The sequence below is a fragment of the Paenibacillus plantiphilus genome (assembly GCF_927798095.1).
GTDB classification, from domain to species: Bacteria; Bacillota; Bacilli; order Paenibacillales; family Paenibacillaceae; genus Paenibacillus_Z; species Paenibacillus_Z plantiphilus.
In genome coordinates, this window is the sequence record NZ_CAKMMF010000014.1 from 155324 (window position 1) to 170183 (window position 14860).

The following is a 14860-nucleotide window of genomic DNA, read 5'->3' on the forward strand; positions in this document are numbered from 1 at the left end:
GCTCATTTAATTTCCTTATATATACATATTATATATCCCGTTATATTTATAGATATTTGAGGAAGTTGTTTTGACAGTGACTGTCTACCTTGCATTTCGCATGCAAGCGGAAAGCGGGGACCAAGGCAATGACCAGCATCAAAAGGCCAGCCAGTTATTCTGGCTGGCCTGATGGCGCTGCGGCGACCAAGGCTGCTTACTACTTCGAACATACAATTCTCGCTTCTGCACCGCGCGCAGTGGGGCGGTACGGGTGTCACCACACGTACCGCCTATACCTGATAGCCTACCGCTTGCAGCCAGCCAGAATAGACAGACTGCCGCCATTCCTCATCGCGCTGCGGCGTGAATGTCGCATCCAGCTCCCACAGCGCTCTCAATTCATCCAGACTGCTCCAGAAGCCAATTCCAAGGCCCGCCAGAAAAGCTGCGCCGAGCGCAGTTGTTTCCAGTGTCTTGGGCCGGATGACAGTCACACCCAGCAGATCAGCCTGAAACTGAACGAGCAGATCATTCACAACCGCCCCTCCGTCGATGCGCAGCTCGCGCAAGCCGATACCAGATTCTGCGCTCATTGCCCTCAGCACATCCGCCGTCTGATAGGCAATAGATTCCAGCGCTGCCCGAACGATATGAGCGGATGTTATGCCACGCGTCAGCCCGGTGATCATCCCGCGAGCATCCGGCTTCCAATAAGGCGTGCCCAGTCCGGTAAACGCCGGAACGAAATAAACGCCCTGCGTATCCGCGACCGAAGCGGCGATGGTCTGACTCTCCGCAGCATTCGCAATCAGCCCAAGACCATCCCGCAGCCATTGAACAACAGCGCCTGCGGTGAAGACGCTCCCCTCCAGCGCATAAGTCGTTTCATCACCATGCTTCCAGGCAATCGTCGCAAGCAAGCCTTTCTCGGATTGAACAGGCTTGCTTCCTGTGTTTTTGAGCAGGAAGCAGCCTGTGCCATACGTATTCTTCGCCATTCCGGGGTCGAAGCAGCCTTGACCGAACAAAGCCGCCTGCTGATCACCCGCAACACCGGCAATCGGCACCTCAATGCTGCCGTCATCATGCAGCAGCCTGGTGTAGCCATATATACCGGTGGACGGCTTTACCTCCGGCAGCATCGCTTCCGGGATGTTCAGCTTACTCAGGATATGTGCGTCCCATTCCAGGCTATGAATATTAAACAGCATGGTGCGCGATGCATTGGACACATCGGTCGCATGTACCGCACCTTCGGTCAGCTTCCAGATCAGCCAGCTGTCCACGGTTCCGAATAACGCTTCTCCGCGCTCTCCCTTCCCGCGAAGACCCGGAACCTCATCGAGCAGCCATTTGAGCTTCGTGCCGGAGAAATAAGGGTCGAGCAGCAGCCCTGTTCTGCTCCGCACCTCGGCTTCCCAGCCCTCCGCCTTCAGCTGCTCGCAGAACGCGCTCGTACGGCGGCATTGCCAAACAATCGCACGGTGGAGCGGTTCACCTGTAATTGCATCCCACACCACAACCGTCTCCCGCTGGTTCGTAATGCCGATTGCGGCAATTCCGTTTCCGTCGATCTGTGCGGCTGCCTCTCGCATGACTTGCAGCTGCACGCGCCATATCTCATCGGCATCATGCTCCACCCAGCCTGCCTGAGGGAAGTATTGGCTGAATTCCTGCTGCGCAGCCGCCGCTGTCTTTCCTCTGCCATCAACAAGGATAGCGCGGCAGGATGTCGTGCCCTCGTCCAAAGCTAATATATACTGCTCCACCGCAGCCTCCCCCCTTACATTTCGACTCATCTCGTGTTCCCATGCTCGGCTAATCATGCTCTGGAAACGCTGAAGCGGCATGAAGCTCCGCCTCAATACGGGCAAGCTCCTCTTCCCGCATCGCAGCACTCCAATCCAGCTGCTCCCCGAGCAGCCGGACGAGCGACGGGGCAAGAGACTCTGCACCCTTCCTGTCGAACAAAATAGATCCGGTGCGCAGCAGCAGGTAATCTGCTGCTCGCACCGTCATCTCTTCCTCCACGGAATAAGCAAGCTCTGCACGCAGGCCCTGTTCCTGATCGGCAGGCAGCGCTTCATAGCGCTGCATAATATCTCTTGCATTGCTGCCATAACGCGCGATCCAGCCATTCACTATTTCCGCGGCAATTCCGAGCCGCTGACCGCAGCTGCGCAACTCCTCCTGCAGCGCTGCATAGGAGGAATGTCCCGCCGCATCGCCGCCGGACAGCATATCTGTGTCGGTGCGGCAGCGCCCGAACACCGCTCCCGTCTCAGCGGCAATCCCCGCGGAGATCAGGTTCACCACCTTCTCCGCCATCTTGCGGAAGCCGGTCAGCTTGCCTCCGGCAATCGTAACAAGTCCCCGGTCAGAGACAAATATCTCATCCTTCCGCGATATGGAAGAAGGCTGCTTGCCCTCTTCACCGATGAGCGGACGCAAGCCCGCCCAGCATGACTCTACATCGGAGGGCGCAAGCCCCACTGATGGAAACACAGCATTAACCGCATGCAATAAATAGTGACGGTCAGCTTCCGTCGTTCTGGGCTCGACACCAAGACTGCTGTCATAGAAGGTGTCCGTAGTACCGATGTATGTCTTGCCATCGCGGGGTATGACGAAGATCATCCGGCCGTCCGCCACGTCGAAATAAGCGGCTTGCCTGACAGGAAGCCTTGCATGATCCACAACGAGGTGCACCCCTTTGGTCAGAATCAGTCGCTTCCCCTGAATCCGGCCGTCAAGCCGCCGCACCTCATCTGCCCAAGGTCCTGCTGCATTGACCACGCGCTTGGCGTATATGGCATACTGCTGTCCACCTATTAAATCAGTCACCTTCGCCCCGCAAACGCGGCCTCCCTCATACAGCAGCGAGACCGCCTCTGCATAATTGACAATGTCCGCGCCATGACGGCGGGCTGTCTTCGCCACTTCCAACGTAAGCCGCGCATCATCGGTCCGGTATTCATAATAATAGCCTGAGCCGCGCAATCCTTCCCGCTTCAGAAGCGGCTCCAGCCGGAGCGTCTCTTCTGCTCGCTGCATCCTTCGTCGCTCGCCGCGTTTCACGCCTGCGAGCATGTCATAGATATATAAACCAATTGAGGAAGCCCAATAGCCGAAGGTTCCGCCCTCGTAGACGGGCATCAGCATCGGAGCCGGAATGACGACATGGGGCGCATGTCTGTGCAGAAGAGCCCGCTCACGACCGACCTCAGCGACAAGCTTCACCTCGCCCCCCTTCAAATAGCGAAGGCCTCCGTGAACCAGCTTCGTCGAGCGGCTGCTCGTGCCGCAGGCAAAATCCCCCTTCTCTACAAGGCCCGCCCTCATGCCGCGAAGCGACGCATCCCAAGCAATGCCGGCTCCTGTAATTCCTCCGCCGATAACGAGCACATCCAGCTCCTGCCCTGCCATTTGCTCCAAAATTGCAGTCCTGCTTAATGATGAGAATGATCCGTCCAATGCCTTCACCTCCTCTTCCCCTCCACTATATGACGAGAAGTCCGATTTGAAAAGGCTCTGCAAGCACAAATTGCCCGTCCTTCTCACGGACGGGCAATCTGTGCTGTATGCAGGCGAACCGCAGGGAGACAGCAGCGGCTGCTATTCCGTTTGGGCGTTCAGCTGTATCAGCTGCACCTGTGCTTCCAGCTCAATAGCGGCCAATGCTTCCTCCACCGATTTGCGACCGTCAACAACCTCGTTGAGCTCTGTCGTGATTACCGTCTCCAGCAATTGGGGCAACTCAGCGAATCGGCTGTTAGCGGGCATTTCGTTGCGGTCAAATGAGAGCTGATAGAACGGCTCCATGTTTTTGCTGTCCTTTGTCTGCATATGCGTAGTGCGCGACCACATTTCATCCGGATTTCTGGAACGGATTCGCGCAATTTCATCACCGCTGCTATATTTTACAAATTCCCATGCTGCCTCTAAATTCGGTGAATGCGCATTTACGGCGAACACTTCATTCAACTCGAAATTTCTCGACTGCCCTGAGGAAACGGTTGGGGCGTTCAATATCTCCCAATTAAATGTCCGCTCCCCTTCCGCCTCGTCGATCTGGCTTAAATCCTTCAGCATATCCGGGTCTCCCATCGTCATTGCCACCCGTCCGGCCTGGAACAGGTGATCCAGCATCCACATCTCCGTGTATGACATGTCCGGCGTTTTCGGCAGATCCCCTACTTGCACAACACCGCTCTTGTACAGCTGCGCAACAAGCTCGAAGGCATGCTTCCAGCTCGGGGTCTGCAGCGTAACCTTCCCCTGTTGCTCCATCTTAAGCCCCATCGCGTCTGCCACCGTTAACAGCAGATTGTAAGGCGTATTCCGATATTCCCCGTTATCATAGCCAAAAATTCTGCCCTTGTCGCCGCCAGTAACAGGAAACCGCATCGCCGTAAGAAACAGTTCCTCCCAGCTCAGCTTATCGGAGGGAAGCGCAATGCCATGCTTCTCGAACAGATCCTTATTGATGAATAGCGCCTGGCTAGTAAAAGTCGGAGCGAGGGCATACAGCTTGCCCTTCCCCTTCATTCTCAAATACTCAATAATCGTCGGGTGAATGTTCGCGATATCAAATTTATCCCGGATAATGGCAGGCTCCAAATCGTATAGAACCCCATCCGCAGCCAGCCGCTCCAGCTCATCAATGCCAACCATGATGACATCCGGTTTCTCTTCCTCAATCAGCTTATGATAGGCCGCATTCAGGTCGGGGACCTCACCGGGGCTGTAGCTGTGCAATTTTGACGTGGAAACCACTTCAATATCCATATGCTCATGCTCAGCCATAAACAAATAGCCGTATTTGTTCATGAAGCTCTGCTCATCCCAGTACATCACCTTGATCGTGCCCGAAATATCGCTATCCACGGGCTCAACAGCCTCTCCTCCAAATATGCTGCAGCCAGCAGCAAGCGAGAGACACAACACCATGATCAGAATTGCAGCCATACGCATGCGCGTTCTCATTCTATAACCGTCCTTACTAATAAAATGGCCTTCGCTCCACAGCGAACTTGGAGTGATTAACCTCGTCTGCTTAACTTCCTGTAATACTACATACTATACAATGACAACTTCAATGTCTATCTGGCCCGAAAATATTTGAAGCGCGAATCGATTATCGCCCTCCAATAATAGTTCCTCTTATTCAATACGATTCAAGTCGAGAAAAAGCTCGAAGATCATCATGCTGATCTTCGAGCTTATTTCTGCTTGGGCAAGTTCTATGACATATACGCGATTTTAATATTTTTCACCTTAAGGCTGGAATCATATTCGACTAATAGTTTTATATTTCCCCATGTAATTCCGCTTCCCGGAGGGGTTGGTGAGCTTGAAACGACGGTTTTGATGCCATCCTCAGCGAAGAGATAGTAGAAGTCTTTTTGAAAATCAACCTCATTCGCCCAATCGTTCAGCAGAAACTTGGCGTAATTCTCCTCTCTCCGCTCATCACCCGTATCAACAATAATTTTAACCGTATCGCCATTGTCCGTAATAGAGGATGTTACCCGTTCTTGAATGGCCTTCATCGGGTCTTCTACCGGAAGCTCGCTAAGATCCTCCATATTCAACACATGAATCTCCTGCTTATAAATATTATCAGGCCGCTGCTCGGAATCGCTCGCGATTAAGAAAATGACAATCTCATCCCGCCCGTCAGCATCGACATCTCCCACATTTACATAGGGATGAACTTTAGAAGTAGTGAGCTTCGTTCTACTTTTCCACGCGAAGGTTTTCGAGCCCGTGCTTGTCCGAACAGTAATATTTTCAATGATGGCATCCGGTGTTGTGCCATAATCTTCAATGATGTCATCCTGCGTCCGTGTGCCATATAGCGCAACGCCGTCATTCTCGACTAACAGCTCGCCCAGAGCAGCATCTTGCGTTGGCTGCCGCTCCTTTTCGCTTCCACCCAGCTGCATGATATGATCTCCATAAACGGCAGACCCTTGCGTATTTCCCGATGAGCTGTCACTGGCATTCGTCAGCGCGCAGCCGCTCAGCAGCAGCATGAGCGAGATGCCAAGCAGCGACCATCGGTAAGCATTCGGTTTCTGAGATTGGATCATACGTATTCTCCTTTTCAATTCCTGCTTGTTCCCTGAGATCGTTACTGTACTGGCCAAACGTCGAGTCGGTGCAGAGAACAGCTCCAGCAGCTTAATAATCGTACGCGCATAATCAGTAGATTCATGGGCTCCCATATGAGCCAGCGCCATAGAATCACATGCCAGCTCCTGGTCCTCACGCAGCTTGTTATAGGAAAACCAGAGCAGCGGATTGAACCAGTGCAGAATGAGCAGCGCATTCATAATAGCGTTAACGGCAAGATCATTTCGCTTCAAATGGCATAGCTCATGCAGATAAATATGACGAAGCTCCCGCTCGCTCAGCAGCTCCATGACTCCTGTCGGCATCAACAATTTGGGTCGGAAAACACCCATCAAAGTCGGGCTGACCACATGCCTCGATTCTATTAAAGCAAGCTTGCGCCGAATGCCCAGCTCCTGTTTGCATTGCTCAAGAATCGCCAGACTGTCCGTCCTCGCAACATGGGGCTCAAGCTTGATCCTCCTAATGAATGGCACATTGACTCTAATCAGCAGACCCGCTGCTGCCAGAGCGCCTATCAACCAGATCATAGACATCAACTGTACAAAGGAAAGCGTGCTTCGTTCCGTCGCAATATGCGCGCTCTCCTCTGCGTCCGATGAAGCGATTAATTGCGGAACTGATGCAGGAGCTGCTGATTCTTGTTCATGAGCTGCAAACCCTTGCTGCCGCACCGCATTTGTCTGCCCCGCTGTTGTCTGTTCTACTAATGTCTGCCCTGCTGTTGTCTGTTCTACTAATGTCTGCCCTGCTGTTGTCTGCTCTACTAATGTCTGCCCTGCTGTTGTCTGCTCTGCCGAAGTCTGTTCTACTGCTCCCTTCTCCGCTGGAGTCTGCTCTGGAGAAGACGCTGCTGGCCCGGCTTCATTTGCCTCCATTCGTATATCCAACGACACAACGTTGAACACACTAAACGAGCTATCCGGCGTCCATGGCAGCAGCAATCTCAATACCAGGAGCATCCACAGCATATAGGACCATCTCGGCTTTAATCGCTCTCCTAGCAGCAGCTTTGCCGCCAATATGAATACGATAAGAACACAGGCCATCAAAGACGTGGTCAGAATCCACTGGAAAAATTGCGTCAATAGGGATAGCATCGGCTTACTCCCTTCTTTGCTCCAGAATCGCTTTCAAATCCGCTATGTCTTCCTTCGTCAGCTGCTCGTCCTTCAGAAAATTGACCAGCATCGGCTTCATAGCGCCGCCGTATATACGCTTCAGCAGCGACGTCGTTTCCGAGCGGACACATTCTTCTTCTCTAACTAGCGGCTCATACAGATAGTTTCGCCCGTCGGGATTGCAGGCGACAGCTTCCTTCTCAACCAACCGTTTAATTAACGTTCTTACCGTCTTGGGATTCCATTCCTTGCTGCCCTCCAGCGCCTTGACAACCTCATTTGCTGTAAGCGGCGAGTGTGACCACAGCACCTTCATAACTTCCCATTCCGCATCCGATATTCGCGGTACTCGGGTATCCAATTACTCTCACTCTCCATTCGATTACATTTGTAATCCTAACGTTAGATTACACACGTAATCCAATTCTGTCAACCATAATTATTCATCCATTCCCGCAGCGACTTCTGTTCATTCCTCCATCTGAAAATATGAACAACGCGTGACACAATTGTGAAAGTTATCACAAAGATGCGACCTATTCTACAATTACCTATTGTCAATCTCCCTCGTTAGTCATATGATAGTACCAATCAATGATTGTGATTTAAATCACAATGTTATATGGTTTTGTGAAAATATTCACGTTATTCCATGTCGTTATTTGTGAATTTAATCACAACTAAACCTCAAGGAGGAATTTCAAATGAAAATTATCGTCATAGGCTGTACACATGCCGGAACAGCTGCCATTACTGGAATCGCTAAGCTCCACCCTGAAGCCAACATAACTGTTTATGAGCGCAATGACAACATTTCCTTCCTCTCGTGCGGAATCGCGCTTCATGTCGGCGGAGTTGTGCAGGATGCGGGACAGCTTTTCTACGCCACACCTGCCCAACTGGAGGAGTTGGGCGTCGCAACGCGTATGCGCCACGACGTGCTAGCAGTCGATACAGCGAAGAAGACCGTTCTGGTCCGCAATCTTGAGACAGGCGAAGAGCTTGAGGACCAGTACGACAAGCTTGTAATGACGACGGGCTCGTGGCCGATTATTCCGCAGATGGACGGTATGGAGCTGGATAATATTTTACTATGCAAAAACTACGCCCATGCTCAGACGATTATTCAAAAAGCGCAGAAAGCGCAGCGTATTACCGTTATTGGCGCAGGCTACATCGGCATTGAATTGGTGGAGGCGTTCGAGCAGCTCGGCAAGACGGTCACTCTAATCGACAATACAGATCGTGTATTGTTCAAATATTTGGATCGCGAATTCACCGACATGACGGAGGAAGCGCTGCAAGCTCGCGGCATTAAGCTGGAATTGGGGCAGACTGTCACCTCGTTCAGCGGCGAGCAAGGCATGGTCAGCCGCGTGCATACAACAGGCGGAGAATACGAGACAGATATGGTTGTGCTGTGTATCGGCTTCCGCCCCAACACGAATCTGCTCAAAGGGCAGGTGGAGATGCTGCCAAGCGGGGCTATCGTGGTTGACAGCTATATGCGCACCAGCAATAAGGATGTCTATGCAGCCGGCGACAGCTGTGCGGTCAAATATAATCCTACGGGCCAGCACGCTTATATCCCGCTCGCGACAAACGCCGTTAGGATGGGAACGCTCGTCGCTCGCAATCTGCTGCAGCCCACAATTCCGTATATGGGGACGCAGGGAACCTCGGGTATCAAAATCTATCACTATAATATCGCCTCGACCGGTATGACCGAGCAAGCGGCACTTGCCGCAGGAATGGGCGTGAAGGCCGTCACCCTCCATGAGAATTACAGACCGGAGTTCATGCCCACGTATGAAAAGGTGCTGCTGAAGGTCGTATACGAGCAGGAAACCGGCCGCATCATCGGTGCTCAGGTTCTCTCGAAGGCTGACCTGACACAGACAATCAATACGATCTCGGTCTGCATTCAGAATGGCATGACGATGGATCAGCTCAGCTTCGTGGACTTCTTCTTCCAGCCGCATTACAACAAGCCGTGGAACCTGCTCAATCAAGCCGGACTGCAGGCGATGTAGCACCAGCAAAATAGAGTGATTCCTGGTGAAATCGAGGCTGTCCCAAAGCAGACTATTGCTTTTGGAACAGCCTCTTAACATGAGCGCGCTAGTCCGCTTCCGAATCGCAGAAACCAAACCATACATAGAGTTCTCACCAACCCTATTGAGCTACTCTGCCGTCCATCACTATATATTAATACTTGATTATCTATCGCTAATTCCCAATAAACAATCACCCAAGCAACCTGCGGAATTCATATGCCAACTACTTCCACAATACATCTCCAATGTTTTTTCCAGCCTTCACACACAATAAGAAAAGAACGATTGAAGCTATTATAGATATAATTCCATAAAGAAAAGGATGCTTACTTATCACATTCATAAAAGAAGAATAATAATCATTGCTTAATTTCATTCGTAAATCCTCCTTCCAACTAACCTTATTGTGGATTTTGGTTTTGGGCCGCCTTTGTTTCTACGGACATCCATGACCGTAGGAACCACTTTTTGCGGAAACCCCATTTTGTAAAGGACATCTATTGACAATAAACGCTCATTCCCGCCCCATTTAAGCTGTTTTTGATAGCTATTAAACAAAGGTGTCCGTTAGTTGCGGCAGATTTCGCCGTTTGACGAGCTGATGGTCATCGATGACCGATAGACTGCTGGCGGGGGGTTAACAGCGATCGGAAAAGCCCTCTGCCCCGCAGCGCTTTCGTCTAAAAGTTGTCAAACACTGATTTCTGTCATGATACAGATGTCGAACAATCAGGAGCTTACTAGCCCTATCGGCGTTATTATGCCGTCCATGCTCACTGAATTTTTCTCCTGTCGGTAGGCTGCAAGACCTTCCTCCCCCTGCTGTGTCGCCCATTTCTGAAGTGTATTGCGCTCGTCCACATAGTCGAAGAAAGGAACACTGAAGCCGCAGGAGGTTTTTACCGCATCGATTGTTGCGCAAATAATTTGTCTGGCGCCCGGCAGAGGGTCGAAATGTCCGACAAGCGCCTCCCATTCCGGCGTCTCCGGCAGCACCACACGCCCTTTGCCGTATAACCTCAATATCATCGGAGCGCCTTCAAAGGCAATGAACATGAACGTAATCCGTCCATTATCGATCAGATGTGCGCTCGTCTCGTTGCCGCTGCCCGTCAAATCCAAGTAAGCGACTTCAGACGGCGAGAATATTCGCAGTACATCATGGCCTTTAGGTGATATGTTGACATGCCCCTCCGAATCCAGCGGCGCTGACCCTACGAAGAATATGCGCTGCTTCTTAATAAATGCCTCGTGCTGGGGCTCTATTTGCGAGAAAAGCTTACCCATAATGACCGCTCCTTTATTCCAAGTATAGTCTTATTATAACGAATAATTTAAGAGAAAGTGGATGAGCGCTAATAAAACCGATGACAGTAAATACAGCTAAATGATGGAATATTTTTGGGAAATAAAAGGAAGATGCGCTTCTCTGGCGAAACTATAGTTAACCTAATTAATTTCTTAGTAGCCGCTAAGCAACGAAGGAGAAATGATGCGAACCTTTTATTTTACCATGATGCTGACGATTGTCATTTGTTTGAATGCCGCATGCAGTCCACCCGAGGTGGATACAGTGGAAGAGGTTGAACTAAAGGTGCTGTACGCTTCCAAAGCAGCATTTCAGAGCGACTTCCACAATTTGATTCAGGCCAAGCTTCCGAATGTTAATATTCAGGTCATTGAATTCCAGCAGATCTTCACCCCGGGCAGAGATAGAACGGATAGTTTCATCGCATTTATTAAAGAGCAACGGCCCGATTTGATTGCAATACCCAATGATGTTCCCGGTCTGTACAGCAAGCTCGTCAAGCAGGATCTTCTGGAGCCGCTGGATGGCCGAATCGGGAAGGACGCTTTTGATTTAGAAGCCCTCATGCCCGGTCCAGTCGAGCAGCTCCGCAGCGCCGGGGACGGCTCTTTGTTTGCCCTGCCGCTGACCTTCACGGGCGATGCGCTCTTCTACAATAAAGAGCTGTTCGATGAGCATGGCATTCCGTATCCTTCGGATGGCATGACTTTCGCCGAAATCATGCAGCTCGCCCAGCGTTTTGCCGGATTGAAGGATACTTTCGGTTACAGCGAGGTTTATCAGAGCAAGGGCTCGCTTGTCCTTCAAGCAGGGCACAGTGAGAATTTAATATGGCTGGACGCCGCTGGCAAAAAAGTATTGTTCAACACAGATGGCTGGCGCAGCGTGCTGACCCGAATTGCCGACACCCTCTCTACTGGCGTCGTGTTCGATACGGCTGCACAGCTGGACCCGTCGAAGAAACAAAACTCGTTGACGCTGGACCCCTTCCTTAAAGGGAAGTCAGCCATGACAATCGCCAATCTGGAATACATGCAGAATTTGCAGAAGGACAGCTTTCAATGGGGCTTGGCGAGCGAGCCGATCAATCCGGTCAAACCAACCGTCTCCAGATCGCTGCAGCCCTCCAAAACAATCGGTATAAGCAGACAATCGGCGCATGCCGAAACAGCCTGGCAGGCGCTTGCTTTCATGAACAGCGATGAAGCTGCGCGTCTTCGGTCAAGAGTTGCGGACGAATTGCCGTCCGATCTTCCTGTAAGAACAGCTTTTATCAGCAATGAACGCTGGGAGCCTTTCTATCGGTTGGAGGCTGATGCTGCGAAATGGACGTCCTTCAACTCGCTGATCGAGTATTTCACACCTGTCCTGACTGGAATCATTGATAACGAGATTGCTCGCACCCTCAGTCAGGAACAAACGATCGATCAAGCGCTGCACAATATCGAGCATATGGCGGCAATCAAATGGAATGAACAACTTCAAGCGCGAGGTGATAAGTAAATGCTGCTTGCTACTCGAAAATCCTTCCTTTGTCTGCTGTTGCTGCTCATCTGTGCTGCTGCCCTTCTCCCTGCCTGCTCGTCTGAGATAGGTCACGAAGAACTCGAAGGCACGCTAACTGTGGTCACCTCTTCGGAGGAGGGTTTCCTCGCCGCTTACGGCAACGCCATAAGCATCCATTATCCGAAGGTAAAGATAAACACCATCACACCGCCGGATGATATTAAGACCTTCGATCAATATGTTAATTGGTTTACAAGCACTTCAGCTGACCTCTATTCCATTGTCGGCCCACTCATCTACCAGCCTTTAGTTGATTCCGGCACGCTGTTATCGCTTGATGCATTTGTTGCGACGGACAGTAAAAATTACGAGAATGATCCATTGGGTTCCTTGTCGTATTTAAGGGAAATAGGCGGCGGCGAGCTGTTCGCGATCCCTTCAGGCTTTACGACAAGCGCGCTTTTTATTAATAAAAGCCTCTTCCAGGCCGAAGGCGTCCCGATTCCAACGACTGAACCGATGGACTGGCAAGAAGTGCTGCGCCTTGCTTCCAGATTCGAATCCCCTCTCGTTGGATTGGATGCTTATGAAGATAGTCCGGCAAGCTTCCTCATGAGTGTAGCGAAGTCGAATACGCTCCAGATATGGGACGGGAAGCAAATGACGATTAATAATAAGGAGTGGCAGGAGGAAGCCGTCTCCTTCCAGAACCTGTTCAAAAGCGAGCGGTTCGATCTTGCAGTTGCGGACAAATTTGCGGAAGGGAAGGCAGCGATTACCTATCAGCGTCCCTCTTATGGCGAAATGCTTTCAACGAAAAAGCTCGACTTCGAATGGCAAATGCTTGCTCCGCCTGTCCAAGCGAATAACCGCCAGACGAGCTCCCAATTGTCTGCAACCGGAATGATTGGAATTGGTTCCGCCAGCAATAATCAGGAGCTGGCATGGGAAATCCTGCAATATATAATGAGCGATCGTGTATCTGTTCCAAGTCTGGACAACCTGCCTCTATTCGATAAACGCCCGACCATTAACGGCATAAATATTGAGCCGCTCTACCAAGCCGGCTTCGGCAGCTATCAAAAGCCCAAACAGCCCGCCCAGCTTGATCAGACCCTTCATGACTTGGCGGTCAGCCAGCTCGATCTGTTTCTGCAAGGCTCGCAATCCATTGCCGATACATTGAAACGCATCGAGGATGAGGGAAACACTCTCATCCGTGCAAGCAAGTAATAGGACAAACGCCAAGGGCTGTTCCAATATCAGCGATGCTGCTGATAATCGGAGCAGCCCTTATCGCTGTCCATTCGATCGGAGCAGCAGAATTGTTGATGGTTGGTTGGTTGACTTGTTCACGCGTTGCTTACGGCTGGAGCTCTTTCACGATATATGCGGTCCCATGTCCGGTAAGTATGGCAGCCGCATTGCGCACAGCCACCATCTTCATGTCCTGCCTTGTCCGGTGAGTCGCCGATCCGATATGCGGCAGCGCAACAACATTAGACATGCCAAGCAGCGGATTATTCTTGTCTACTGGCTCCTGCTCATAGACATCCAGACCCGCACCGCGAATCTGCCCCTTGCGAAGCGCTTCAATTAGCGCCCTCTCATCAACCGTTCCTCCGCGCGATGCGTTGATGAAGAAGGCGCTCTTTTTCATCATGGCAAAATGCTCCGAGCGGATATACTGTCTAGTCTCCTCGCTTAGCGGAACCATCAGCACGACAAAATCGGATTGTCGAAGCAGCTCCTCGACCTGCAAATAATCAGCGCCATATCGCTTCTCCAGCTCTGGCCTGCGACTGCGATTGTAATAGAGCAGCTTCATTCCAAAGCCGTCCACAGCACGTCTGGCAATGGCTTCCCCAATTCTCCCCATGCCAATGATCCCCAATGTGCTATGATGCACATCCACTCCGAAATGCGCATCTCCGGCCAAGCTGTTCCACTCGCCTGATTTCACCAGCCTGTCCAGCTCAGGCATGCGCCTTGCCACGCTAAGCATAAGACCGAGCACCATATCGGCAACCGTTTCATCCAGAACATAAGGCGTGTGGGTACCAATAACCCCTGCAGCCCTCATCGCTTCAATATCGAAATGATTATAGCCCACAGATATGGTCGATACGAGCTTAAGTCGCTGTTGGCCTGCAGCCAGCAGTTCAGCATCAATAAGACCCGAGCTTGCGCTGCCGGTTGTAATCAGACCATCATAGCTGCCAAGCACCTCCAGCAGATGACTGCGCGGAGCCTTGCCGCCGCCCTCCCATACCGTACAATCGCAATACTGCCGAAGCCATTCGACGGGTTCCGTCCCAATTTGCTCCGTAATAAAAACCTTTGGCTTCTCGCTCATTGCTGCCACCACCTTTTCCCATTAATTTGTTTGCCGAAAATAGTAGCTGTATCTCGGTTTCATAGCTTCCCCATGCAAACTCGGAAAATTCATATCCTCTTGATCTAGAACATCATCTGCTATCGAATTAAAGTTGGTCACGATCCCGAAGCAAGCAAATCTATGGAGCTGCCTCAAAAGGGATATTTACGCGTGTCCCGCTCCTTTTTTCCGAGCTGTAACGCGGTTTTTCAGCCTTATGGAGATTGCCAAAGGCGATTCTTCGACGTTTTGTACCTCTGTCAAGAAAGTAGACACAGAAACTAAGCGCCCTGGTGTTGCTCGTAGTACCTTTTCTCGCATTGATGCGGGGTAAGATAACCGATCGTCGAATGGATGCGGATCCGGTTGT

At 51.3% G+C, this 14860-nt stretch carries 11 protein-coding genes; 3 read left to right on the top strand and 8 right to left on the bottom strand.

What is annotated here, in order from left to right:
• Positions 1-272 precede the first annotated feature (272 nt).
• The 5 genes from glpK to L6H65_RS14025 all read right to left on the bottom strand — a co-directional run bounded on the left by glpK (position 273) and on the right by L6H65_RS14025 (position 7602).
• Positions 273-1751, bottom strand: a complete 1479-nt coding sequence (gene glpK, locus L6H65_RS14005; RefSeq protein ID WP_236343172.1) for a glycerol kinase GlpK — start codon at positions 1749-1751, stop codon at positions 273-275.
• A gap of 49 nt (positions 1752-1800) precedes the next feature.
• On the bottom strand, positions 1801-3465 hold the full coding sequence (locus tag L6H65_RS14010; protein WP_307728346.1) for a glycerol-3-phosphate dehydrogenase/oxidase: 1665 nt from the start codon (positions 3463-3465) through the stop codon (positions 1801-1803).
• Positions 3466-3597: 132 nt separating this feature from the next.
• Positions 3598-4968, bottom strand: a complete 1371-nt coding sequence (locus L6H65_RS14015) for an ABC transporter substrate-binding protein (protein ID WP_236343160.1) — start codon at positions 4966-4968, stop codon at positions 3598-3600.
• A 257-nt stretch (positions 4969-5225) separates the two neighbouring features.
• Positions 5226-7220: a M56 family metallopeptidase gene (locus tag L6H65_RS14020; RefSeq protein ID WP_236343161.1), complete on the bottom strand. Its 1995-nt coding sequence runs from the start codon at positions 7218-7220 to the stop codon at positions 5226-5228.
• Positions 7221-7224: 4 nt separating this feature from the next.
• Positions 7225-7602, bottom strand: a complete 378-nt coding sequence (locus tag L6H65_RS14025) for a BlaI/MecI/CopY family transcriptional regulator (RefSeq protein ID WP_290370428.1) — start codon at positions 7600-7602, stop codon at positions 7225-7227.
• 343 nt (positions 7603-7945) lie between these two features.
• On the opposite strand from L6H65_RS14025, the gene L6H65_RS14030 reads away from it, so the two are divergent.
• Positions 7946-9274, top strand: coding sequence for an FAD-dependent oxidoreductase (locus L6H65_RS14030; RefSeq protein ID WP_236343162.1), 1329 nt, complete (start codon positions 7946-7948; stop codon positions 9272-9274).
• A gap of 247 nt (positions 9275-9521) precedes the next feature.
• Here L6H65_RS14030 and L6H65_RS14035 read toward each other — a convergent pair whose 3' ends face one another.
• Positions 9522-9674 (bottom strand): hypothetical protein, encoded by a 153-nt coding sequence (locus L6H65_RS14035; protein ID WP_236343163.1) that lies wholly within the window; start codon positions 9672-9674, stop codon positions 9522-9524.
• Positions 9675-10027: 353 nt separating this feature from the next.
• Positions 10028-10585, bottom strand: coding sequence for a pyridoxamine 5'-phosphate oxidase family protein (locus tag L6H65_RS14040; protein WP_236343164.1), 558 nt, complete (start codon positions 10583-10585; stop codon positions 10028-10030).
• A gap of 202 nt (positions 10586-10787) precedes the next feature.
• Here L6H65_RS14040 and L6H65_RS14045 point away from each other — a divergent pair, with 202 nt between their 5' ends.
• On the top strand, positions 10788-12110 hold the full coding sequence (locus L6H65_RS14045; protein WP_236343165.1) for an ABC transporter substrate-binding protein: 1323 nt from the start codon (positions 10788-10790) through the stop codon (positions 12108-12110).
• On the top strand, positions 12111-13346 hold the full coding sequence (locus L6H65_RS14050) for an ABC transporter substrate-binding protein (RefSeq protein ID WP_236343166.1): 1236 nt from the start codon (positions 12111-12113) through the stop codon (positions 13344-13346).
• Between the two features lie 130 nt (positions 13347-13476).
• On the opposite strand, the gene L6H65_RS14055 is transcribed toward L6H65_RS14050, so the two are convergent.
• The gene (locus L6H65_RS14055; protein ID WP_236343167.1) at positions 13477-14469 is read right to left on the bottom strand and encodes a 2-hydroxyacid dehydrogenase; all 993 of its coding nucleotides are present in this window, start codon (positions 14467-14469) and stop codon (positions 13477-13479) included.
• Positions 14470-14860: the final 391 nt, after the last annotated feature.